This window comes from Aquibacillus koreensis, assembly GCF_025154055.1.
Lineage (GTDB): Bacteria > Bacillota > Bacilli > Bacillales > Amphibacillaceae > Aquibacillus_C > Aquibacillus_C koreensis.
Genome location: NZ_JAOALK010000026.1, coordinates 1 through 22,812, shown reverse-complemented (window position 1 = coordinate 22,812; position 22,812 = coordinate 1). Strand labels below are relative to the sequence as shown.

Genomic DNA, 22,812 nt, shown 5'->3' with positions numbered 1-22,812 from the left:
ATTAATCACTTAATTTTAAACATCCTTCCATATTAGAAGTGTGTTACCTTTATAACGGAACAACTTTTTACATCAATAATGGAAACAAGGGGACGGTTCTCCTGTTTCCAAATTTCATTTGGAAACGGGAGAACCGTCCCTGCGTTTACACTTGAATAAATTTACCATTATATTCTCAAACTATATGGAAGGGGGATCAATCTCAAAATGGACTATATCGTTTTATTTTTATTATGGATTATTTTTCTATATACACTAAGGATAGCAGTTCCTCGTGATCGATTACGTGAAGCAATTGCAGCTTTTCTTTTTTTCCATATGTTGACTTGGATTTTTGGGATTGGTTTGACATATGCGGGTTTACTGGATGCACCTATTCGATTATTTAAAGAAGCAACCCAAATAAGTTTTACGATGGAGTATCTTGTATTTCCTACCTTTGCTGTTCTATTTCAGTTAAGATTTCCAGTCCAAGTCGGTTTTATTAGACGAATGATGCATTACTTATTTTGGGTCGGAAGTATTCTTGCCTTTATGATTATAATTGACATTTTTTCAAGCATCATGACGGTTACATGGGATAACTTAGTACGAAGTTTCTTTAATTTCACGATTGAGTTATGGTTATGCCGTCAATATGTCCTATGGCTTTTTCATTCTCCTGACATAAAAAGGTTGGATACGTATGAATCTTGAACACATGATTCTATACAGTGTGTATGCATGTACGTTTATATCATTTGCATTTATTCCCAAAAACAAGATAAGAGAAGCTTCGGTCATCTACTTATTCCAACTATTTGTTTCCTGGTTTCTTGGTTTACTTGTTGTGGAACTAGACTTAATAGAATATCCTATTCGAGAACTCGCCAGGGTCAATGGCACGAGTTTTCTTTTTGAATTTCTCGTTTATCCAATCATTACGGTTTACTATAGCATCTATTATCCTCGAATAGCTTCAAAGTGGAAAGGTATTTTATATACTGGTTTATTCGCTACTGGGATAACGATACCGGAAATCATCGTTGAAAGATACACAGATATTATTCGTTATTTGCATTGGCACTGGTCGATCTCGTGGTTATCGATTTACCTTACCTTATCTTTATCGTGGCTGTTTTATAAGTGGTATTTTAAGATTGATGGGGGGTAAAAATGAAGCAGCTGCATGCATCTAGATATGCATGCGATTTTGTGAACACAAGAACCGTCCCCATGTTTCCACCAAATGATATTTGGAAACAGGAGAACCGTCCCTGCGTTTACTATTCATCATACAATTGCAAAAAAAGGGAGTACATGGTCTCCGCACTGCACATATTGGATTTGCAGTGCTATTCCTGCTTGTAATTGGTCTTTATTCCTTTGATCGATCAAAAGTTGCGTCATCATCGTTGGACCTTCTTCTAATTGCACAACCGCGACAACGTATGGAGCTATTTCCTGCCAAGCTGGGTGTCCAGGTTTATGGACAGTCGACCATGTCTGGAGCGTGGCAAGACCAGAGGCCTCCTTCCAATTTAGTTGATCACTCCAGCAGTGTTGACAATGGGTTCGTGGATAAAATACCCATTTCTTACAAGCAGTACACCATTGCAACAAAAATTCACCACGTGCAACACCATCCCAAAAAGGCTTCGTTACAGTGGTAACAGTTGGTCCAGGTACTGACAACTGTCTTAAACTTTCCAAACTAGCACCATTCGGGGAATTATGTATCATTTGTTCACGAAAGATATCACCATCCATCAAGCTTCGCCTCCTAACACTAAAGCAGTTGCTTCACTAAGGGTCGCACCATTACCGGTCACTAGTGCGTATTGTGCATCCTTAATCTGTCGACCATGTGCTTCTAAACGCAACTGACGCACGGCTTCTATGACGTGCGACATGCCACCAGCTAAATCAGCTTGTCCAAAGCCAAGCTGTCCACCATGTGTATTAAGTGGCCAATCCCCATCATGGCCCAGTGTGTGTTCGCTTACCCATTTTCCAAACTGACCTGGTGCACATAGTCCTGCGTTCTCAATGGTTGTTGCTACGACACTTGTATAACAATCATATAAAGATAATAAATCCATATCATTTATACCTACCCTAGCTTGCGCTAATGCATGCGGAATCGCATAGCTCAGTGGCGCATGTTCCAAATCCGGTGCCTGACTAACAGCACGATGCGTGACTTTTTCTCCTGCCCCTAACAAATAGACTGGCGCATGGCCACATCCATGAATCAGACGCTTATTAGAAGTGATCACAACAGCCGCACCACCGGCTACCGGCATCACAATTTCAAACAAATGTAACGGGTCTACGATAACTGGTGATGCCATCACATCTTCAACCGACGCGGGTTGTCCGTAAAAAATAGCATCTGGATTCAACTGTGCATTTTTACGTGCCCAGTGTGCAAGCAGGGCAAAATCCTCCTGCTTTGAACCATACTGCTCCATATGCCTGCGCTTTAATAGTGCATACGAAGTGTTCGCCCCTGACGCCCCAAAAGGAACGTCAAACTCTCGAATTGGATTTCGGTTCGGGGAACGTAACGCTTTTCCTTTTTCATTGATATTCCCAAGCACACATACAACCGTCTCACACATGCCAGCATCAATGGCTGCCTGTGCCCGCCATAGCATTCCTGGACCTGTAGCACCGCCTAAATCCACGACATTAGACATTTTTGGTTCAAGCCCCAAGTATTCACTAACCGTAGCAGGAACGTGTTGCGGCGTTTCACCAACTTGAGGACCAACCAATAGCCCATCGATTGCTTCTTTTTCCAAACCAGCGTCCTGAACGGCCAAACACACCGATTCTGCAATCATACCTAAAGTTGTTTTTCCTTCTGTATATCGACTCGGCTTCAGTTCTCCAATTCCGATAATCGCAGCACTCGATTTAGCGCGACCTCCCATTACTGATAACTCCTTTCACCTAACAAGGTATATTCTTCTAAGCATTCCGGATTTGCTAACGAATCCTTATTCTTAACGACCTCTCCTCGAACTGCCGCACGGACGGCTCCCTCGACTTTTTTATTATTAATCGTATATGGCACATCTTTTACAACAAAAATTCTACGTGGCACGTGACGAGGAGATGCTTTTTTTCTCACATCGTTACGAATTCTATCCGCAATCTCATCACGAAGGTAACCATCCTCCGTTACTACGCACAACACAATTTCCTCATCATTTTCAACTGGAAAACCAAACACAATCGAATCTTTAATCTCTTCCACCTGTTCCACAACACGGTAAATTTCTGCTGTACCGATTCGCACACCACCAGGATTTAACGTTGTATCTGTTCTTCCGTAAATCACAATCGAGCCATCGATCGTTTGCTTCGCCAAGTCCCCATGCGTCCATATGTCAGAACGTGCAGCAAAATAAGCGTTGAAATAGCGCTCATCCCCGCCTTCCCCCCAGAACGTAATGGGCATACTCGGGAATGGCTTCGTACAGACGAGGTCACCTTTTTCACCGACAACAGAATCATCGTTTTCATCCAAAATGTCTACAGCCATTCCAAGTGCTTTACACGCAATCTCACCACGAATGACAGGATGTATTGGCGATCCCATTACGAAACAACCGATGATTTCTGTTCCACCAGAGATCGACGCCAACAAAATATCATCCTTAATCTGTTCGTAAATCCAATCGTACTGTTCCTCAACAAGCGGTGCGCCACATGACAACACACTACGTAGTGCGGATAAGTCATGATTTGCCCCAACTTGATACCCACATTTTTGTAAGGCTGCTAAATACTTTGGACTTGTGCCAAAATGTGTGACACCAACTTCATCGGCAATATCCCATAAGACTCCAATACGATCTTTTCGTACTGGTGACCCATCATAAAGCAAAATCCCCGCATCACTTGCAAGCCCCGAAACTAACCAAGGGTACATCATCCAAGCCGTGTTGGTGTACCAGAATAGCACATCCCCAGCCTTCAAATCACAATGCAATTGATGCTCCTTTACGTGTTGAAGCAACGTTCCACCAACCGAGTGCACAATCGCTTTTGGAAGCCCTGTTGTTCCTGATGTATATAAAATATAAAGAGGAGAATCAAACGGAACGCGTGTAAATATTGGCTCTTCTACAGCATGGTCCGTGAGCGCTTGCCAGGAAAGTAGATTAGTAGTTCCATCCACAGCATAACCAGTAGCATCCCCCAGCGTAACAACAGCCTTTACAGTATCAAGCTCATCGCAAACTGCCGTTATATTTTCACGAATGTCAAAAAATTTCCTATTATAATAGTAATCGAGTGAAGCGATTAATACCTTTGGCTGCACCTGACCAATCCGATCAATAATTCCTTTTGCACCAAAATCCGGTGAACAAGAACTCCAAACCGCACCAAGCGAAGCCGTCGCTAAAAGGGCAACAAGGCTCTCCACACTATTGGTTGTCACACCAGCTACACGATCGCCTGCTTGGACACCAAGCTCCTGCAAACCTTTTTGCGCCTTTGCTACTAGCGCACGTAGCTCGCCCTTCGTCACGCTCCTGGAAACTCCTTCTTCATTTGCTTCGTATACAACGGTCTGCTCTTCGTTCCCGCTTAACAGGTTTTCTGCTAGATTCAACCGTGCATCTGGAAACCAGCTTGCGCCCAACATACCACCGTCTTCTGCGGGTACAAAAACTGTTTTTCCTTTCTCACCAATAATTCCCGCGAAATCCCAAACACCTGACCAGAATGCTGCAGGGTTTTTGACTGACCATTGGTGAAGCTGTTCATATGGATAAAGAGACACACCAACCTGTTCTGCAAATCGCTTTAAATTAGATGAAGCTACCCACTCTTTAGAAGGTTCCCACAATACATTCGCGTCTATTACTCTCTGTTGTTCCATTATTGTTCCTCCTCTTATCAGAAACCAAATCTAGGAGACTACGAATAGCCTCCTACATAAGTATTATTTACCGATTGTTACCGCTCCTTGGTGACTAACGGTGCCTTTATACGTTAATAGACTAATGACATACATAACAGCAAATGCGGCTACTGAGCTAAAGAACATTGCAATGTATATATTTGCGATCAGATTCTGACTTGTGAAAAGTACATACAATGCTGTCCCTGTAATGAGTGCTGCAATCGAGCCATAACCGTTGGCCTTCTTCCAAAAGTAGCCCAATGTTACAGGCGCGATAATTCCACTAATAATTGCTGAGAAGCTAAACTGAATTAAGATAGATAATGACTCTGGTCTATCCAGTGATATATATAACGTCGCAAGCCCAACAAATAGTAAGGAACCTTTTGCCACTCGCACAGCATTTCGATCTAAAATAGCCTCTGATACCTGTTTTTTCGAGAAAATTGGTGCCAATACTTTATAAAAGTCATTTCCAATACTGGATGTTACCCCAAGATACAAGCTATCGGTACTAGATAAAATTGCTGAGATAATCCCAACAATCATGATTGCTGCTACGATTGGCGGGAACGCATCTAAGATATATACAGGGATCGCTGCATCCGCACTATCGAGTGAAGGTGCAAGTACTCTCGCCGCCAATCCGCCAAGTACCATCAATGTTGAGATAAGGAATAACACAACTCCTGCGGATAATGTGAATGGCTTCAAGTCCTCTTCTGTTTCAATCGATAGTACTTTGTTTAATAGGTGTGGCATTAGCACAAAGCTAAATAGTAAAAACTGTACCGCCGCAATAGCTACCCAGCTATCATATGGGCCACCGTTCGATAACGGAGAAATTAAGTTCGGATCAATTGCCTCAAGCTTACTAGATAATTGACCGAATACATTAAACCCTCCACCAATCGTCCAAAATAACGATAGGAGCAAAAGCACCGAGGTAACAGCCATCAATACACCTTGAATCCCATCTGTTACAATCTGTGCGAATGCACCACCTAGACCGATGTAAAGAATCGTTATTGTAACACCGATAATAATCCCCCAGAGGTATGGAATATTTAGTACTGTTTCAAAAATGGTAGCCAATCCTACATTTTGACCAACAATATAATAAACATTAAATAAAATTAAGATACTAACCAAAACCTGTAATGCTTTACTGTTGTACCTTTTACCAAGCCATTCCGGCAACGTAGATACCCCACCAAATTTTTTACCGTATCGCCAAAAAGTTTTTGCGAATAGTAGTAAACCAAGCCAAGAAAGACCAAAGCATCCGATCGTGTACCATAATACGGAAGTCCCATATTGGTAAGCGAGTCCTGGAACACCGATAAACAAGTTTGCACTCGCATAAGAAGCAGCAAAGCTTGCACCAACAAGCCAAGGTTTTACCTTCCCTCTCGCTGTCGCAAATCCAACCATAGAATTACTGAATTTGCTCCCCTTACTACCAACCCAAATCACGACGGCAAAATAAACCACTAAAATAATAATAATAGTCCAAAATAAAGCACCTGATACTGCTGGCATTATTTGTCGCCCCCCTTATTTCCTGCATATGAAACCTTCCAAATAATAAGACCGATTGTCCATAAAGAAGCTAATACTAAAAAATAAGTTAAAAACATGAACCCATTCCCCCTAGTTTTTTCTATATATATCAACCTAAATTCACCAATGCTTTGGCACTTCAATTAACACGGCCATACCCTGGCCACCACCGCCACATAAGGAGGCAATTCCTTTTCCACCACCTCGACGTTGTAATTCTTTTGCTAACGTAAGGATAAGTCGAAAGCCAGTGCCACCTAGTGGATGACCTATGGCAATTGCGCCACCATTGACGTTGACTCGTTCATAGCCAATCCCAAGTTCACGACAACTAGCAATCACGACACTCGCAAAGGCTTCATTGATCTCAAACAAATCAATGTCATCAAGTGTTAGACGTTGTTTTTCTAGTAATCTCTGAATTGCATGTGCAGGCTTAGTATGTAGACTTGTATCTGGACCAGCAACATCCGCCCATCCCAGAATTTTCGCTAGCGGCTGCTTCCCTAACTGCTCAGCTTTTTGTTCCGTTGAAATAATTCCAACACTTGCACCATCTGTCATTTGCGATGCATTTCCTGCTGTAATCGTCCCATCTTTAGCAAACGCTGGCTTTAAGGTAGCGAGTTTTTCAATCGAAGAGTTATGTCTTACACCCTCGTCTTCTGTAAGGGCGTTACCGTTCAGGTCTATTGGTACAATTTCTTCCTGTAACCATCCATAGCGTTGTGCATTGGAAGCTCTTTCCTGTGAAAGCTGTGCAAATGTATCCTGCTCATCACGCGTGATCAAGAAGTCGTTATTTTTTCTATCTGTTGAAAGACCCATCGATTCATCCGATAATGCACACCATAACCCATCGTGTAATAGCGTATCTGTTAGTTCCAGCGGCCCAATCGATTGTTCTTTTCTTACGGATGCAGTGTACGGTGCATTTGTCATTGAGTCGAATCCGCCTGTTATGTATAAGTTACCTTCACCAAAATGAATCCGACGAACCGCATCAGCTACAGTTGCCAAACCAGCCAAACATACATTATTTAAGGTAATTGCTGGCGTTAGTCGGGAAATCCCTGCATCTACCGCTACTTTTCTTGCTGGGTTTTGCCCCTGTCCCGCTTGCAGTACTTGTGCGAGCAATACACCGTCTGCTTCAGCTACTTCGGGTACCCGGTTGACTAGTTCCCGAACAGCATACGTGCCAATTTCCTTTGCTTCTATATTTGATAGCATACCTTTCCATTTTCCAAACGGTGTTCGAACACCTTCTAAGATGACAGGGTTCATCCCCCCACTCCTTCCAAAACACACTAAATTTTCTAGCTATAAAAATGCAAAAAACCTCTTTCCAATAAGAAAGAGGTTGAAGTTATACACATAGTAGCTCCGCCCTCTTATCTTTCAGACATACGTCTGTTGGAAGTAGCACCATTCCCATTTCTGGGCGGTTGCCGGGCGTCAAAGGGCCAAATCCCTCAGCCAACTCGTGATAAGAGTAGTAGTATTTAATTATTGTTTAACTGTTCGTAATTATCTAGCAATTCAAACTATAACAGAAGCATAATTTAGTTGTCAACGTTTTTTTAAGAGACGTGAAATGGAAAAATGGGAGAAAAGCCCGTCCATTAGCAACACTCGTATGATTTTCATGAAAATTAGGGTCATCTCTTTCACATAGAGCAACGGTCTATGAAAAGTGTTCTGACTTAAGGGCATGTTGTAGTAATATAGAAAGGAAAAAAGTAATATTTGTAGAAGCTAGATTTTTTCGTTAATTTAATAGCCACTCAAAAATTGATGCATTGTACTGCGATTGTAATTTACTGAACGGGGGGAAATGTGATGAAGACTATTGGACTTATCGGTGGAATGAGTTGGGAATCCTCATTAGAGTATTACAGGATAATGAACGAAGAGGTAAAAAGAAAATTAGGCGGGTTACATTCAGCGAAGTGTCTGTTATATAGTGTTGATTTTGACGAGATTGAACGCTACCAAGCTAATGGGGATTGGGAAAGTGCGGGTAAAGCATTAGGAGAGGTTGCATCATCTTTAGAAAAAGCTGGTGCAGCATTCATTGTCATTTGTACAAATACCATGCATAAAGTAATTGATTATATTGAGGCTAAAATAAATATTCCTGTGTTACATATTGCTGATGCAACAGCGAAGCAAATCCAACGATCCAATATGAAAACAGTTGGCTTACTAGGAACGAAATATACGATGGAGCAAGACTTTTATACATCTCGAATTGATTCGAATGGGATTAAAGTGTTAGTCCCAAATAAAGAAGAACGAAACAATGTGAATAAAATTATTTATGAAGAGCTGTGTTTAGGACATCTGAACCATTCATCAAAAGACTACTATAAAACGGTCATCCAACATTTAGTGGATGCAGGAGCTGAGGGCATCATTTTGGGGTGTACTGAAATCGGATTATTAGTTAAACCTGAAGATTCAGAAGTTCCATTATTTGATACTACAGTTATTCATGCAATCGAAGCAGTAAAAAATGCGCTTTAGAAAGTTACCTTTACTTGTTTGAACTCTGGTATCTGCACCGTCATTGCTACTTCACAAGCAACTTATGGGTTGCTTGTGTTTGACATGCAACTAATTGGTTGCATATACTTGATATATGAATTGGGACAAAGATGCGATATTCAAAGCACTTAGCGACTCTAATCGTAGGCTTATATTAGACGAGCTATCTGAACGGAACGAACTAACGTTGTACGAACTTACTGCACGCCTCATTATGAAACATGGCCTTTCCATCTCGCGACAAGCGATCTCTAAACACATTTCTGCATTGGAAGATGCGGGGCTTGTCCAATCAAAACGAAAGGGGAAATATCGGGTACTTATGTTTAACAAAGAACCATTAACAGACTTATTGAAAGGCTGGGTAGAATAATTTTATATCTGAAAGAAACAAAGGAGGAAAAACGATGAAAATTATCGTTACAAGCATATTTGTAGAAGACCAAGACAAGGCTTTAGCATTTTATTCAGAAACGTTGGGATTTGTTAAAAAGCATGACGTTCCTACAGGAGAACACAGATGGATCACGCTTGTTTCTCCAGATGAACAAGACGGGACTGAGCTATTGCTAGAACCGAATGAACATCCAGCAGCAAAAGAGTATCAAAAGAAGTTATTTGAAGAGGGCATACCAGTTACCATGTTTGGGGTTGCAGATATTCAAAAAGATTATGAACGATTAGTGGAAAAAGGTGTGCAATTCACGATGGCACCAACAGAAATGGGCGGAATCACAATAGCAGTCTTCGACGATACTTGTGGCAACCTTATTCAAATAATACAACAGTAGCAGACTGCAATCTTAAATTGAAATAAAACTTCAGATAGCGGTATTATTTTAAGAATCTTTAAGGAAATTAGGTGATGCAAAAATGGACACTCAAATGAAATTGGAATTTAAAAAATCAAAAACAGGTGATAAAGATGAGCGATATGAAGCGTATCAAAAAATCTTAGAGGTGACGGATCAAAAAGTAGATTGGGCCTATGAAGTATGGGATCAACTATTAGAGGACTTAACGCACAAAGATAATCATCAACGCTCTCGTGCAGCACAATATTTAGCGAATCTAGCTAAAAATGATCCAGAGATGAGAATGCTTAAAGATTTTCCTAAGCTTTGGGAGGTTACAAAAGATGAAAAGTTTGTAACAGCTAGACATAGCCTTCAATCTATATGGAAGGTTGGAATTGCTGGTACCCCGCAAAAAGAACTGGTTATGGAATATATGGTTGACCGTTTTAAAAATGGAACAGATGAAAAGAATTTCACTTTAATCCGAAATGACATCCTTCAAAACATGAGGAATTTATATAATCATCTCCATGATGAGGCGATCAAACAAACGGCTTTAGATTTAATTGAGACGGTTGATGATCAAAAATACAAAAAGAAGTATGAGGGTATTTGGAAGTAGTTCCATGATCTGACGTTTGTAAAAGCAAAGAGCCTTCTTTATTAGGAAGAAAGCTCTTTGCTTTTACCTTTATAGATTCAATAATAATTCCCGATCGACACTTGTTCAAAAACCTTCCAATGTCCGTTCATTACGGAAGAATGATAGTTCATTACGATGAAATTTCTAGTCTCGTTCTCATCCTTCGCCTCAATAAAATACGTATCTGAACCACGATAGTCGATCTCTACTACTTCAAGTCGGTTGAAAGTGTTATCCTCTGATATAAACTGTTTGAGGGTTTTTGTCTCGTTAAATTCATGATAAAGATTGTAAGGTCCATAAACAGAGCTAAGCAGAACAAGCAACAAAAAGCATCCAAATAGTACGTAGAATTTTTTCATCTTCTCCTCCTTACATAGACACTCCGCACAATACGCCGTCACGACCAGCTAGACGCACGTTTGTAGTCTATCACCCTATCCCGCCAAACCTTCTCTTTCGCAACTGATATTCTTCCATCGCACCCATAAATTCTTTTTCGGTAAAATCTGGCCAGAGCACATCGCTAAAACAGAATTCCGTATAAGCCATTTGCCATAGCAGGAAATTGCTCAGCCGCTTTTCTCCACCTGTTCGGATAAGTAAGTCTGGATTTGGCATACCGGCTGTATCGAGATACGTTGAGAATTGCTGTTCATCTACTTCATCAAGCGAAATTTTCTCATCGATTAGATCGGCGAACATGTCCTTCATCGCATGAATCATCTCATGTTTACTTCCATAGTTGAGGGCAAGATTTAGTTGAAGACCGTCGTTTTCTTTCGTAGAGTCTATCGCATATTGCAACGCTTCTTGCGTAGATACAGGAAGTTCTTCCATATTACCGATAACCTCAATTCGTACATTATTGGCTTTAATCTCTGGCAGATACACATGTAAAAATTCTTTTGGAAGCTTCAATATAAATTCGACCTCAGGCTTTGGACGCTTCCAGTTTTCTGTAGAGAAGGTGTACAACGTCAGTACTTTTACCTTGCATTTTGCCGCTGCTTTCACGACTTTTACAACAGCAGATAATCCTTCCTTATGACCCGCAAACCTCGGCAATCCACGTTTCTGTGCCCAACGTCCGTTTCCGTCCATAATGATCGCTATATGGTCAGGTGTATGACCTTCTTTATAATAAACGTTAACTTTCTCATCTTTTTTTGTTAAAAAAGGAATGTTCATATGCATTTTCAAAACTCCTTAACCTATCGTTGTTTTATTCTAAGGCTTTCCTACTCCGTACTAGACAGACGTCGTCTTAAGCTTTCCTATTCAGTCTCATCGTCACTTCTGTATTCTAAAATATCTCCCGGTTGACAATCGAGCGCTTTACAAATCCCCTCTAACGTAGATAATCGGATCGCTTTTGCCTTCCCATTTTTTAAAATAGATAGGTTAGCCATCGTTATCCCTACTCTCTCCGAAAGCTCTGTTACACTCATCTTCCTTTTCGCCAGCATCACATCAATATTGATTATAATCACTTGTTATCACCTCAGACTGTTAGATCATTTTCAGATTTTATGTGAATTGCTTGCTGCAGGAGTCTTTGGAGAACAGCAACAAATACCGCGACAATCAAGGAAGAGCCAGCGATAACCATCCCAATCAATACGAGACCAGGTGCATCGTCCCACTCCGCAATGACAAAAATGAATGGTAAAGCGACTACGTACATACCAAAGATAAGTTTTGCGCTGTTTTTGATCTTCCTTAGTGCGTTCACGGATAAGGAAGAGAAAGCCTGGTTCTTGTCAATATAACTTAAAAGCAATAACCCTTGATACAACGCAATGTAAAACGGTATTGCTGATCCATACATAATAATTAAAATGCCAAATACAACATAAGCTAACCCAGCACCTTTTTGCGCTTGTTCGAAAGCTTCCATTGCGATCTGCGGCAATAAAAAGAGACACAAACCAAGCACGGGGATTCCAATCACAAAAATAGATATCTTCAAGAAGAGTGTTGATCCTCGATTCATCACATACACCTCACCAATTTATTTTCTATCTGCATCTTATCAATTTATTTATCGTTTTGCAATAAAATATTATTAAATTTCATGTTATTTTTGTTGATTTTTTGTAAACATTAGGGACAGATCTTGAAGCAAGGGGACGGTTCTTGTGTTTCCAATTTGGAAACACAAGAACCGTCCCCTTGCCTACACTTTGTACTAATAAATGTCTAAAAATCATAGGTTTAAATTAGATGATCAAACGAATGGAGTGAAGGGTATTGGAAGAAGTTTCGGTCAATTTACAACCGGTCGTTCATAATCTCAATTTGCCTACGGTTATTAAATCTACTATCCTCCCTGGTGACACGGTAGAAAGTCTGTTTATTGCAACACAAATAGGAGAGATTTTTTACATAAGAAATGGAGAAATAAAGACGTTTTTAGATATTCGCTCGCACATCATTGAGCTAGATGGGTATGATGAGCGCGGATTATTAGGACTGGCATTTCATCCTGGATTTTATTATAACGGGTTATTTTATATCCACTATTCAGTAGCTGGCACGGATGGTCCTGGTGCCCTGTCTGATTCTTTTGAGCCTGATCCTTGTGATCCTAGTACACTAAACTTAGAGTGGACGAACCGAGAAACGCAATATAGTCATATCAATACGATTGAAGAATGGGGATTGCAACCGGATGGACGACCACAAAAACGGCGCACATTACTACGAATCAGAAGACCGTTTACAAATCATAATGGGGTGAATAACTTAAACTTTTCACCGGAGACTGGAAAACTCGTTTTTACGGATGGAGATGGTGGATCCGGCTACGATCCGTTCAATTTAAGTCAGAATAATTTGGAGATCGCAGGTAAAATCATTGAAATCGATGTTACGATCCAAACCGATACCGCCCCTCCTGTGGTAACCCGATTTAATGAGCTTCCCGAACCTATCCAAGCAACGCTTTCAGTCATGGCAAAAGGAGTACGTAACATACCTGGGATTTCTTATCAAAGATTTTATAATCAGTATATAAAGTATGTAGGGAATGTAGGGCAAGATTTGGTGGAGTCTATTTTTTCCTTCGTCCACTATAATCCGATCCCGGTCACGCAGCTTGTCCAAGTTGCATCAACTGAATCTTCACTAAACGAAGCAGGTATGATCAACTTTGGTTGGCGAGCGTGGGAAGGTACATTTCCGACATCGATTTTAAGGGACTGCGCAGGTGATGGTTCCTTAGATGAAAAAGTAATGGCTTATTATAAGGAAGCTGTAAAGATTTCCACAAACCGGTTGTCACCTCTGACTGAATACTTTCACCAAGATCCTCGTACAGATAAGTTTGAAGCAACAGCACTTACGGGCGTTCAAGCATATATGGGAACTCGCATTCCTGCATTGACAGGCACTGTTGTATTTTCTGAGCTATCGAAGAAAGGCAACCCTGATGCTCCAACAAGAGGAACGCTAGCTTATACGCGGTATCGACCAGATGGAAAGCTAAATGATTTTAGTGAGATTAAGACCAACGATCCCTTCAAATCAGACGCCGCATACTATGTTAGTCTTGGTACAAATATGGACCAATCTAAAATATATGTCGGTGTGTATGGTTCTATGAAAGTGACGGATTATAATCAGGGTACTGTATTTGAAGTTGTTGCGAGTGGATAGATTTCATGTTGTATCAGACGCTTAAAAATTATGTGAAAAGCACTGCATGATTCTAACGGGTTCCGTTAGCTTTCGTAAAATCCTACTTTGCATTCAAAAAACAAGGGAATATGGATATGAAATTGCACTGTCGATTTTTTTGCAGTGCTTTTTGTTTACTAAAAAACCCTGTTCAACATGAACAGAGTCTTAACTTATTTGTATTACCTTTTCAACGAACACACCAGTTACATTAAGTATAAAGTCAAAACAATGCGGGAAACTATTAGAAGAGGTGATTTCATGTATAAAGAAGATATAAAGCTCACATCTTCCGAGATAGGCACGCTATGGGGACAATATGTAAACGGAACAGCCGTTGATATTGTAAACAAATATATGGTATCTATCATTGAAGATGAAAAAATAAAAGCTCTTTTTGAAGAAGCAATACATATATTTGATGAACAAAAGCATCAAATAGCATCCTTTCTTGAAAAAGATGGATTTCCAATCCCAATAGGATTTACTGATTCGGATTTAAATAAAGGGGCAAAACGTTTATTTTCAGATATATTTTGTTTACACTATTTGCACATTATAACGTTACACGGTTTATTAGGTCACGTAACCTCACTTAGTTCCTCTGTTAGAAAAGATTTGCGAGATTTCTATGATACTTGTGATAACGATGGGAAAAAAATGTATCACAAAACAACTGATTTATTATTAGAAAAGGGGCATTTGCAAAGAGACCCTTACTTTTTTCCAGAGGCAAATCCTGAGTTTATTGAAGGCCAACAATTTATCGATGGATTTTTTGGTGAAAAACGTCCTTTAGCAGCTACTGAAATCATCGCTCTATCATTAAACATGAAAAAGAAAATACTAGGAAAAGCTCTTTCCATGGGGTTTAGCCAAGTGACACAATCAAAAGAAGTAAGGAAATTTTTGAAATCTGCACAAAAAACCTCTGACGAACAAATTCAATCATTGGGTAAAATACTATACCAAGACAATTTACCTATACCAATGTCTTGGGAAACAGAAGTTACGACTTCTCAAGATTCTCCTTTTTCAGATAAGTTAATGTTGTATCATATTGGGTTCTTATTGCAAGCGGCACAATCATATCACGGGGCAGGCCTAGCATCAGCAATGCGAGCAGACCTTGTGATAGCTTATGAAAAAATTATATTAAAGAATCTAACAGTCACAAAAAACTGGTTTAACTTGATGACTAAAAATAAGTGGTTAGAGCAACCTCCACTTGCTCCAAATCGAAAAGAAATAGCAAAAGATAAATAAAAAGAAAAGCCTCTTTGTTCTAAGGCTTTTCTTTGTGATTTAAACTCCTTTTCTTAAGTGGAATTATCACAAACTTGCTAACAAACCGCTCCCAATCAATGCTATGAAAATAACTACATTCGGGATACTAATTAATAATAATCTACCCACCCATTTGTTTCTTTGTTGCCTGTCTTCTTTCGTTTCTGTATGATAATTTGCTCTAGCGCGATCACCATTTACGAAAGCCCCTGTAGCTAGACCGGAAAGCAACAAAGGAACAAGTGCTGCTCCCCCGATTATTTTTACAACTAAATTCCATTCCCCTGTAACAAAACCGATAACTACCGCAACAAGGGTGATCAATAAACCGATACCTAGATATCTCAACAAAAATGATTCCCCCTTATTTTAATAGCTTATATACGAACTAACATAATGATTTGTTTCAAAGTTAATGATGTGAACACAGGGACGGTTCTTCCGTTTCCATTTTTAATTTGGAAACACAAGAACCGTCCCCATGTTCACACACCGCCAACTCTATAATGTTGCCACTCATAAGGTATGAGTGCTTGGTACTTCTTCTGTAAAAATCGATCATCGATAAGTGCGATTACACCAGTATCAGAATCAGATCGAATAAGACGTCCGCCAGCTTGCAGTACTTTATTCATCCCAGGATATACATAAGCATAATCAAAGCCATTCTTCCCAACCGATTGGAAATAGTCCTTAATAATATCTCTTTCAAAACCAATCTGTGGCATGCCAACCCCAACTACGATCACACCTTGCAACCGGTCACCTTTTAAATCTACACCTTCTGAAAAAATACCTCCGAGTACCGCAAAACCTACCAATCTCTCGGCACGTTCGGAATTAAACTGCGCGAGAAAATCTTCTCTTTCTGCTTCTGTCATTCCCACATCTTGCATAATGGTAGACACACTTGGATAATAGTCGGTAAATTGCTCATACGCAGTTCTCATATATTGATAGGACGGGAAGAAGATTAAAAAGTTTCCATTCTTTTTATCGATAACATCCTTCATAAAATGTACCATTGGCTCAATCGTCTTTTCTCTATCCCGATATCTCGTCGATAAGGGTTGAATCATAACCTCAGTGTTTTCTCTGGCAAAAGGCGATGGAATAGAAATAACATAGTCATCAGACTGTCCGCCAAGCAAATCTTTATAGTAATCTCCAGGTATTAACGTTGCTGAAAAGAACACCCTTGCCCCAAATCCTTTTCCCATTTTGAGAATTTGCTCAGACGGGTCAAGGCAAAATAACTTCATCATCACTTCACTTTTATGAACTTCCACATACGTAATAAATTGCTCATTGTACAATTTTGCAATTTTCACAAAGGTTTGGGCGGCAAAATACGTATCCAGCAACAATGCATGTTCCGTTCTTACCAACTCTCCCTCTGCCTCTATGATAAATGTTTCAAGTAATTCTACTAGATCTTCATCTAAGTCCTTCCGTAAATACTCCTCAGATTTCTTCACTTGTAGTAAATAGTCATTGATCGCTTTTGCTTGTGTAGCAAGACGACTATTGTTAAATTCCCTTTTTAACTGTAAAAAGTTAGATTTATGAATCACAGCAGAATACATTTCCCTCGCACGGTCCACTAGGTTATGCGCCTCGTCTACTAGTATTGTGGTTTTCTTTTTCTGATCTTCCAACAACCGCTTCAACGATACTCTCGGATCAAAAATATAGTTATAATCACAAATGACAGCATCCACTGCATAGGCAAGTTCAATGGAATATTCAAAAGGGCAAAGCCTATGTTTTCTAGCGTAACGTTCAATAACAGTTCGATCGATCATTTTCTCCTGTTCCAGAATATCAATAACCGCCCCGTTTATACGGTCATAAAAACCATCTGCAAATGGGCAATCTTTACTCGTGCAAATGGTTTCCTCTTGAAAACAAATTTTATCCTTGGCCGTTATGGTTAGAACTTTGATATCTAGACCATGATCAATCAATTGTTGAAATGCTTCTTCTGCAGTTGTTCTTGTGATGGTTTTTGCAGTCAGATAAAACAACTTCTCTAGTTTTCCTTCACCTATTGCTTTAACCGCAGGAAAAATAGTAGAAATGGTCTTACCTATCCCAGTAGAAGCACTTGCAAATAATGTTTTCTTGTCATCAATCGTTTTATAGACAGCACCTGCGAGTTTACGTTGACCTTCACGATAAGATTCAAACGGAAACTGGAGTGTTTTACTTGTTTTATTTCTCTTTTCTTTATGCTCTAACTTCACACTTAAAAAAGGACCGTATTGCTCTATGACATCATAAACGAAGGATTTCATTTCCTCATATGTCATCACACGACGAAACTTTTTCTGTTCCATCGTTTTCACCTGTACATACGTAAGCTGAATCGTCACTTCCGATAAATCATGGTCTCCGGCATAGATATAGCCGTAAAAAATTGCCTGTGCCCAGTGGACGGGATATGTATCTTCCTGAACATCATCCAATGCATGTACCGTGGACTTAATTTCATCAATGGTCACTGATTCCTCACCTTTTAGCAATCCATCACAACGTCCATCAACTCGTACAACAAAATCTTGATAAGGAATATCTGCTTCTACAAACACTTCCTTTTCATCATGTTCCTGGTAACCCTTTTGGATTAACTGATGAATTCTAGTTCCTTCTGTCATCGCACGAGACGTACGGAATCCAGACTCAATACTACCACTACGATACACGTATTCTACTAAATTTCTAACTGAAATTTTCACTATTATCGCCATATATATCACCTAAAATAATTATCATCGGGAATGGAGACCTAGTCAAATGTGAACATGGGGACGGTTCTCCTGTTTCCAAATGAAATTTGGAAACGGAAGAACCGTCCCTATGTTTCCAATCTAGCGTAGGACTGTTTTTACTTGTTTTACGTAGATGTATCGGACTATGACGAAATAGAGTAGTTGAATGAAGGCGAAACTTCCTAAGACAAGGGAAGATTCTACTGTTAGATTGTAATTAAACAATCGGGATAAAGCGGTAAGCGCAATAGCGCCGTGCACTAATGCTACAATAATTGGTGAGAAAAATAGAATAGCGACTTGTTGGTTTACTACTTTCTCAAGCTCAGATTGTGTTAATCCAATTTTAGCAATAGCTTGGAATTTGCGTTTTTCTTCGTCCAAGTCTGTAAATAAACGAAAATAGAGAAAGCTACCTGCTGAAACGAAGAAGACAATGCCGATAAACAGGCCAATAAAAAGAATAGGTCCATATGCTTTGTTAATTTCATAAATCGTATAATCAACGATAAACGTCTTATACTGTAAATCGCCTTCCAAGTTGTTTATCTTTCTGCCTGCCTCAATTATTTGATCCTTTTGCCCTTCTTCCAGTTTCCACGCGACACTATGATCCTTTCTTTCAGGTGGTCCAAGTCGCTCGAAATCCTTGTCATTAACCACATAATACCCATCCGATGTTGTTGGTAATACGGATGATGCAACTATTCTTTTAGGTTGAAGTTCTTGCCCGTCTTCTAGTTGGACATTCGCTTCCATTAACCATTCACTAGCTTTTGGGCCATCTTCCACGATCCCACCAGCTTCACCACTCTGTTCTACTACAACGGCCTCATTTTCTTCCGGATGTAGTTCTTTGTCAACAATAAGTGAGGCAAAGCGATTGTAATCAGAAGCGCTTATGATTAATGCATTTTCTTCAGCTATCTCATAATAGTTCAGCTCCAACGATTCCATCTCTGCATCGATGTTTTCCTCCTGCAAGATAGCATTAATTTTGTTTGTATCTTCCTCGATTATCGCTTTACTGTCATTAAGAAACGGGCTATACGTAATCGAATAGGGATCCTTTGTTCCGTTAATTATCGATTGAAATCCGTACAACGATCCAATCGCACTAAAAGCAACCGTTGAAATAATCGCCACCATAAAAAATGTCCTTGCGTTGTCTTTCAATCGAAAGGATAGATCTGAGAACAAAAGCATATTTGTTTTTCGCCAAAAGATCGATGTATTATTTTTCAACAGACGAATGAGAAACACACTTAATTGCGTGAATAAGAGATAAGTTCCAAGTGTCACAACGATAACAACTGGAATCATCGCATATACAACATAAACACCCTCAACCGAAATAGCAGTACCATATCCTCCGATAAGCAGCAGTGCTGCAAGTACGGATAGGATAATCGATGCTTTCGGTTCACCTTTAGATTTTTTATCCCCTTTGATTAAATCAACCAACTTATTCGTACGCAGAATAAACGAAACAAATATAGATATACAAAAGAATAGAAAGATAAAGCTAACAAACGTCACCACAATGGCTAGTGTTGGAATATAAAAATCCAGTGTTTCGCTTATGATTAATACATTTTCAGCAACTAAAAGAATCGCTTTTGCAAAGACCAAGCCAGTTAGAATTCCACCAACCGTTGCAAAAAAGCCGATTAAAATATTTTCTAAAAATACCATCAGACGAATTTGTTTATTGGATGCTCCAAGCATAATCAACAAACCAAACTCTTTTTTTCTCGACTGTAAAAAAGAACTCATCGAGTACAAGACAAAAAAGAATGAAAATACATAAATGATCCCACCAGCAACACTCATCCCTAGTAATACGTTTTGATTAATTGTTCCTTCTGAAAACGCTGGGTGAAATGCAAATATAGCAAAAGTGAAAACCACCATAACCGTAAACATGCTACTGAGGAAGTAGGCAATATACAGTCGTTTGTTGCGCAATACGTTATTAAACGCGAACTGACGAAAAGTCATTGCCGTCGCCTCCCATCAAGGAAAGCATGTCAATTATTTTCTGGAAAAATGCTTGTCTACTCTCCCCACGGTGAATTTCCGAATGCAGCTTTCCATCTCGGATAAAGACAACACGGTCGGAATAGCTTGCCGCTTGGGGGTCATGTGTTACCATCAACAAGCTCGTATTTTCCTGTTTATTAATGGCTTCGAGCATAGCCATAACATCTTTGGATGCTTTTGAATCCAGATTTCCGGTTGGCTCATCGGCCAATAGTAGCTTTGGTTGATGAATCATTGCCCGTGCAATCGCTACCCGTTGCGCCTGACCGCCGGATATTTCATACGTACGTTTTTTCATGATCGCAGCAATCCCAAGACTCTCGGCAATTTGATGCGCTTTTTCCTTCATCTCTTTTACACGGGTACCATCTAATGTTAGTGGTAATACGATATTTTCTTCCACTGTTAAGGTATGCAGTAAATTGAAATCCTGAAAAATAAATCCGAGTTCGGTTCGACGGAACTTAGCTAACGCATTTTTCTTCAACTGATGTGGAGCTTTTCCTTCTATTTCGACTTGTCCCGTAGTAGGTGCATCATTTGTAGAAATGATATTTAAAAGTGTTGTTTTTCCACTACCAGACGGACCCATGATCGCAACAAATTCACCTGTTTCTATGTCTAAACTAATATCTGTAAGGGCACGGTAGGCCACTTTTCCTTCGTAAATCTTACTTACGTTTGTAAGTGTGAGCATAATCATTCTCCTCTGCTAAAGTATCTAAAACTAGTATAGCCGACGCATGGAGCCATAAACTATCGATTATGCTTTCACGAACCTTACATCGATGTAAGGTTTTGTGTGGGTGAAAAAATGATTCGAATCGTTGTGCCTTCACCCACTTCTGATTCCAATTCAATTCGGTGCTCTAATTTTCCAGCGACTTCCTTTACCAAATAAAGCCCCATCCCTGTGGATTCACGATAATTCCGCCCATTTTCACCGGTGAAAAATTTATTGAAAACACGCTTTTTATCCACAGTTGGAATTCCAATCCCAAAGTCCCTCACTTCAAGGACCGCCTCCCCTTCTCTTTCATACACAGATAGGTGAAGGTGCTTTGCTTTTCCACTTGAGTATTTGACAGCGTTATGGACGAGTTGTGTGACTAGGAAGAAAAGCCACTTCTCATCCGTCTCTACTGTAATACCTGGGCGTTGTTCCTTTAATTGAGGATACACTTCATTCCGAATGTAAAAACGCTTGTTTTCTTGATTTACTTCATGAATTAGTTTGGAAAGGAGGACTGGCTTAATCTGAAAATCTTCTACAATTGTGCGAAGTCTTGCCATATAGAGAACCGTATTCAGCCCATTTCGCATCCGATCCGTTTCCTCGCGCATGCTAGACGACTCTGGTTCATCCAACGTTTGTGCCGTTAGCTCAATCACAGACAGTGGCGTCTTCATTTGATGCACCCAGCGATCGATAAATAACAAATGCTCATCCTGCCTGTCTTCGGCTTTTTGAAGTTCTACCTGGTACAAACGATACTGTTTCATAAGCATTTGATCGAGCGCTTCTGCTATTGGCGTTCGTTCCGTTGTCTCGAGTGATTCTTCCATTGTTTCAATTGGATGTTGTAACCGTTCGTAAAACCTTTTTCTACTTATGTACCGATAGACAAGAAATGCTGTTAACAATACGAGGGATAAAAATGGTGCGTAAATCATTACACCTATCCCACGATAGCCATCCAGCCAGAATAGCGCAGGAATCATCATGCATTGCATGAGTTGAAGTACAATGAAAAGGATATGATCACGCAGAAAAAGTCTCATGATTTCTCTTCTTTCCATGTCATATGTAGACGATAACCCGCACCTCTTACCGTCTCCACAGCATCTTTTATCCCTAATGCTTGAAACTTGTTACGAACCCGAGTGATATTCACATTCAACGTATTTTCATCGACGTAGGCTTGGTCATCCCAAAGCTTCTCCAACAAATCCTGCCTGCCGGCAACACGTGGATAACGCTCCAACAACGTTTCAATGATATCCGTTTCTTTTTTTGTTAAGGGCGCTACTTCTTCTTTAAATCGAAGCTCTAATCGTTCCGGGTAAAAACGCAATTCCCCTTGAATAAGCACCCGTTCTTCATGCTTGTTTGCATATTCGCCGTACGCACGGCGCATCTGGCTTCGGATTTTTGCCATTACAATATCGGGATGAAAAGGCTTCGTAATAAAATCATCCCCGCCATTTTCCAAAGCCATGACTTGGTCCATCTCCCCTGTTCGGGCCGATATGAAGATGACCGGACAAATCGATTCCTTCCTTATTTGCCTACACCAATAATACCCATCATAACGAGGTAGATTGATATCCAGTAACAAAAGATTAGGCTGCACCTCACGAAACGTTTCCATGATTCGCTCAAAATCTTCGGCAACCGTAACCTCATATCCATACTTCTTTATATAAGAAGATAGAAAATCCGCAATTTTCATATCATCTTCCACAATCATGATCTTTTCCATATTTGAATTCTCCTAGCTCATTAATTGATTTAAATTAAATGTACCATAAATGTGAACATGGGGTGTGAACATGGGGACGGTTCTTGTGTTT

23 protein-coding genes and 1 riboswitch are annotated in these 22,812 nt (G+C 40.0%); of the genes, 8 read left to right on the top strand and 15 right to left on the bottom strand.

What is annotated here, in order from left to right:
* Positions 1 to 207: 207 nt before the first annotated feature.
* The gene (locus NYQ66_RS06165; protein WP_259867995.1) at positions 208 to 696 is read left to right on the top strand and encodes a CBO0543 family protein; all 489 of its coding nucleotides are present in this window, start codon (positions 208 to 210) and stop codon (positions 694 to 696) included.
* Complete coding sequence (locus tag NYQ66_RS06160) at positions 686 to 1,153, top strand: CBO0543 family protein (protein WP_259867994.1); 468 nt, start codon at positions 686 to 688, stop codon at positions 1,151 to 1,153. Before NYQ66_RS06165 ends, NYQ66_RS06160 begins: the two co-directional genes overlap by 11 nt.
* Positions 1,154 to 1,272: 119 nt before the next feature.
* On the opposite strand, the gene NYQ66_RS06155 is transcribed toward NYQ66_RS06160, so the two are convergent.
* The 5 genes from NYQ66_RS06155 to NYQ66_RS06135 all read right to left on the bottom strand — a co-directional run bounded on the left by NYQ66_RS06155 (position 1,273) and on the right by NYQ66_RS06135 (position 7,753).
* Positions 1,273 to 1,749 (bottom strand): Zn-ribbon domain-containing OB-fold protein, encoded by a 477-nt coding sequence (locus NYQ66_RS06155; RefSeq protein ID WP_259867992.1) that lies wholly within the window; start codon positions 1,747 to 1,749, stop codon positions 1,273 to 1,275.
* Positions 1,749 to 2,918 carry a thiolase family protein gene (locus NYQ66_RS06150; RefSeq protein ID WP_259867991.1) on the bottom strand — a complete coding sequence of 390 codons (1,170 nt, stop codon included), beginning with the start codon at positions 2,916 to 2,918 and terminating at the stop codon, positions 1,749 to 1,751. Before NYQ66_RS06150 ends, NYQ66_RS06155 begins: the two co-directional genes overlap by 1 nt.
* Complete coding sequence (locus NYQ66_RS06145; RefSeq protein WP_259867989.1) at positions 2,918 to 4,879, bottom strand: acetoacetate--CoA ligase; 1,962 nt, start codon at positions 4,877 to 4,879, stop codon at positions 2,918 to 2,920. Before NYQ66_RS06145 ends, NYQ66_RS06150 begins: the two co-directional genes overlap by 1 nt.
* A 63-nt stretch (positions 4,880 to 4,942) precedes the next feature.
* Positions 4,943 to 6,445: a sodium:solute symporter family transporter gene (locus NYQ66_RS06140; RefSeq protein WP_259867988.1), complete on the bottom strand. Its 1,503-nt coding sequence runs from the start codon at positions 6,443 to 6,445 to the stop codon at positions 4,943 to 4,945.
* Between the two features lie 141 nt (positions 6,446 to 6,586).
* Positions 6,587 to 7,753 carry a thiolase family protein gene (locus NYQ66_RS06135; protein ID WP_259867986.1) on the bottom strand — a complete coding sequence of 389 codons (1,167 nt, stop codon included), beginning with the start codon at positions 7,751 to 7,753 and terminating at the stop codon, positions 6,587 to 6,589.
* A gap of 104 nt (positions 7,754 to 7,857) precedes the next feature.
* A riboswitch (SAM riboswitch) is annotated at positions 7,858 to 7,962 on the bottom strand.
* A 346-nt stretch (positions 7,963 to 8,308) separates the two neighbouring features.
* On the opposite strand from NYQ66_RS06135, the gene NYQ66_RS06130 reads away from it, so the two are divergent.
* The 4 genes from NYQ66_RS06130 (at position 8,309) to NYQ66_RS06115 (ending at position 10,435) form a co-directional block, all read left to right on the top strand.
* A complete protein-coding gene (locus NYQ66_RS06130) occupies positions 8,309 to 8,995 on the top strand; it encodes an aspartate/glutamate racemase family protein (protein WP_259867985.1) in 687 nt (228 codons plus the stop codon).
* 115 nt (positions 8,996 to 9,110) lie between these two features.
* Positions 9,111 to 9,389 (top strand): ArsR/SmtB family transcription factor, encoded by a 279-nt coding sequence (locus NYQ66_RS06125; RefSeq protein ID WP_259867983.1) that lies wholly within the window; start codon positions 9,111 to 9,113, stop codon positions 9,387 to 9,389.
* A gap of 34 nt (positions 9,390 to 9,423) precedes the next feature.
* On the top strand, positions 9,424 to 9,807 hold the full coding sequence (locus NYQ66_RS06120; protein WP_259867981.1) for a VOC family protein: 384 nt from the start codon (positions 9,424 to 9,426) through the stop codon (positions 9,805 to 9,807).
* A gap of 82 nt (positions 9,808 to 9,889) precedes the next feature.
* Complete coding sequence (locus NYQ66_RS06115) at positions 9,890 to 10,435, top strand: hypothetical protein (protein WP_259867979.1); 546 nt, start codon at positions 9,890 to 9,892, stop codon at positions 10,433 to 10,435.
* 77 nt (positions 10,436 to 10,512) lie between these two features.
* Here NYQ66_RS06115 and NYQ66_RS06110 read toward each other — a convergent pair whose 3' ends face one another.
* The 4 genes from NYQ66_RS06110 to NYQ66_RS06095 all read right to left on the bottom strand — a co-directional run bounded on the left by NYQ66_RS06110 (position 10,513) and on the right by NYQ66_RS06095 (position 12,452).
* Positions 10,513 to 10,818, bottom strand: coding sequence for a hypothetical protein (locus NYQ66_RS06110; RefSeq protein ID WP_259867978.1), 306 nt, complete (start codon positions 10,816 to 10,818; stop codon positions 10,513 to 10,515).
* 70 nt (positions 10,819 to 10,888) lie between these two features.
* Complete coding sequence (locus NYQ66_RS06105; RefSeq protein WP_259867976.1) at positions 10,889 to 11,653, bottom strand: isoprenyl transferase; 765 nt, start codon at positions 11,651 to 11,653, stop codon at positions 10,889 to 10,891.
* 80 nt (positions 11,654 to 11,733) lie between these two features.
* Positions 11,734 to 11,925 carry a helix-turn-helix domain-containing protein gene (locus NYQ66_RS06100; RefSeq protein ID WP_259868051.1) on the bottom strand — a complete coding sequence of 64 codons (192 nt, stop codon included), beginning with the start codon at positions 11,923 to 11,925 and terminating at the stop codon, positions 11,734 to 11,736.
* Between the two features lie 35 nt (positions 11,926 to 11,960).
* Positions 11,961 to 12,452 (bottom strand): DUF2975 domain-containing protein, encoded by a 492-nt coding sequence (locus NYQ66_RS06095; RefSeq protein WP_259867974.1) that lies wholly within the window; start codon positions 12,450 to 12,452, stop codon positions 11,961 to 11,963.
* Between the two features lie 257 nt (positions 12,453 to 12,709).
* Here NYQ66_RS06095 and NYQ66_RS06090 point away from each other — a divergent pair, with 257 nt between their 5' ends.
* Positions 12,710 to 14,116: a PQQ-dependent sugar dehydrogenase gene (locus NYQ66_RS06090; RefSeq protein ID WP_259867971.1), complete on the top strand. Its 1,407-nt coding sequence runs from the start codon at positions 12,710 to 12,712 to the stop codon at positions 14,114 to 14,116.
* Positions 14,117 to 14,398: 282 nt separating this feature from the next.
* Complete coding sequence (locus tag NYQ66_RS06085; RefSeq protein ID WP_259867969.1) at positions 14,399 to 15,403, top strand: DUF3231 family protein; 1,005 nt, start codon at positions 14,399 to 14,401, stop codon at positions 15,401 to 15,403.
* 66 nt (positions 15,404 to 15,469) lie between these two features.
* Here the strand turns inward: NYQ66_RS06085 and NYQ66_RS06080 are convergent, their stop codons facing one another.
* From NYQ66_RS06080 to NYQ66_RS06055, 6 genes are all read right to left on the bottom strand, one after another.
* Positions 15,470 to 15,775 carry a DUF5316 domain-containing protein gene (locus tag NYQ66_RS06080; protein ID WP_259867967.1) on the bottom strand — a complete coding sequence of 102 codons (306 nt, stop codon included), beginning with the start codon at positions 15,773 to 15,775 and terminating at the stop codon, positions 15,470 to 15,472.
* 134 nt (positions 15,776 to 15,909) lie between these two features.
* Positions 15,910 to 18,174: an ATP-dependent DNA helicase gene (locus NYQ66_RS06075; RefSeq protein ID WP_259867966.1), complete on the bottom strand. Its 2,265-nt coding sequence runs from the start codon at positions 18,172 to 18,174 to the stop codon at positions 15,910 to 15,912.
* A gap of 120 nt (positions 18,175 to 18,294) precedes the next feature.
* A complete protein-coding gene (locus NYQ66_RS06070) occupies positions 18,295 to 20,196 on the bottom strand; it encodes an ABC transporter permease (protein WP_259867965.1) in 1,902 nt (633 codons plus the stop codon).
* Positions 20,171 to 20,935, bottom strand: a complete 765-nt coding sequence (locus tag NYQ66_RS06065) for an ABC transporter ATP-binding protein (protein WP_272480048.1) — start codon at positions 20,933 to 20,935, stop codon at positions 20,171 to 20,173. The genes NYQ66_RS06070 and NYQ66_RS06065 overlap by 26 nt, the downstream gene beginning before the upstream one ends.
* Before the next feature lie 83 nt (positions 20,936 to 21,018).
* Positions 21,019 to 22,020, bottom strand: a complete 1,002-nt coding sequence (locus tag NYQ66_RS06060) for a sensor histidine kinase (RefSeq protein WP_259867962.1) — start codon at positions 22,018 to 22,020, stop codon at positions 21,019 to 21,021.
* Positions 22,017 to 22,721 carry a response regulator transcription factor gene (locus NYQ66_RS06055; protein ID WP_259867960.1) on the bottom strand — a complete coding sequence of 235 codons (705 nt, stop codon included), beginning with the start codon at positions 22,719 to 22,721 and terminating at the stop codon, positions 22,017 to 22,019. Before NYQ66_RS06055 ends, NYQ66_RS06060 begins: the two co-directional genes overlap by 4 nt.
* Between the last annotated feature and the right edge of the window lie 91 nt (positions 22,722 to 22,812).

Bases quoted from the DNA above. Each gene is read 5' to 3' on its own strand.
- NYQ66_RS06165 (WP_259867995.1), top strand. From the start codon at position 208: ATGGACTATATCGTTTTATTTTTATTATGGATTATTTTTCTATATACA.
- NYQ66_RS06160 (WP_259867994.1), top strand. From the start codon at position 686: ATGAATCTTGAACACATGATTCTATACAGTGTGTATGCATGTACGTTT.
- NYQ66_RS06155 (WP_259867992.1), bottom strand. From the start codon at position 1,749: ATGGATGGTGATATCTTTCGTGAACAAATGATACATAATTCCCCGAAT.
- NYQ66_RS06150 (WP_259867991.1), bottom strand. From the start codon at position 2,918: ATGGGAGGTCGCGCTAAATCGAGTGCTGCGATTATCGGAATTGGAGAA.
- NYQ66_RS06145 (WP_259867989.1), bottom strand. From the start codon at position 4,879: ATGGAACAACAGAGAGTAATAGACGCGAATGTATTGTGGGAACCTTCT.
- NYQ66_RS06140 (WP_259867988.1), bottom strand. From the start codon at position 6,445: ATGCCAGCAGTATCAGGTGCTTTATTTTGGACTATTATTATTATTTTA.
- NYQ66_RS06135 (WP_259867986.1), bottom strand. From the start codon at position 7,753: ATGAACCCTGTCATCTTAGAAGGTGTTCGAACACCGTTTGGAAAATGG.
- NYQ66_RS06130 (WP_259867985.1), top strand. From the start codon at position 8,309: ATGAAGACTATTGGACTTATCGGTGGAATGAGTTGGGAATCCTCATTA.
- NYQ66_RS06125 (WP_259867983.1), top strand. From the start codon at position 9,111: ATGAATTGGGACAAAGATGCGATATTCAAAGCACTTAGCGACTCTAAT.
- NYQ66_RS06120 (WP_259867981.1), top strand. From the start codon at position 9,424: ATGAAAATTATCGTTACAAGCATATTTGTAGAAGACCAAGACAAGGCT.
- NYQ66_RS06115 (WP_259867979.1), top strand. From the start codon at position 9,890: ATGGACACTCAAATGAAATTGGAATTTAAAAAATCAAAAACAGGTGAT.
- NYQ66_RS06110 (WP_259867978.1), bottom strand. From the start codon at position 10,818: ATGAAAAAATTCTACGTACTATTTGGATGCTTTTTGTTGCTTGTTCTG.
- NYQ66_RS06105 (WP_259867976.1), bottom strand. From the start codon at position 11,653: ATGCATATGAACATTCCTTTTTTAACAAAAAAAGATGAGAAAGTTAAC.
- NYQ66_RS06100 (WP_259868051.1), bottom strand. From the start codon at position 11,925: ATGCTGGCGAAAAGGAAGATGAGTGTAACAGAGCTTTCGGAGAGAGTA.
- NYQ66_RS06095 (WP_259867974.1), bottom strand. From the start codon at position 12,452: ATGAATCGAGGATCAACACTCTTCTTGAAGATATCTATTTTTGTGATT.
- NYQ66_RS06085 (WP_259867969.1), top strand. From the start codon at position 14,399: ATGTATAAAGAAGATATAAAGCTCACATCTTCCGAGATAGGCACGCTA.
- NYQ66_RS06075 (WP_259867966.1), bottom strand. From the start codon at position 18,174: ATGGCGATAATAGTGAAAATTTCAGTTAGAAATTTAGTAGAATACGTG.
- NYQ66_RS06070 (WP_259867965.1), bottom strand. From the start codon at position 20,196: ATGACTTTTCGTCAGTTCGCGTTTAATAACGTATTGCGCAACAAACGA.
- NYQ66_RS06065 (WP_272480048.1), bottom strand. From the start codon at position 20,935: ATGCTCACACTTACAAACGTAAGTAAGATTTACGAAGGAAAAGTGGCC.
- NYQ66_RS06060 (WP_259867962.1), bottom strand. From the start codon at position 22,020: ATGAGACTTTTTCTGCGTGATCATATCCTTTTCATTGTACTTCAACTC.
- NYQ66_RS06055 (WP_259867960.1), bottom strand. From the start codon at position 22,721: ATGGAAAAGATCATGATTGTGGAAGATGATATGAAAATTGCGGATTTT.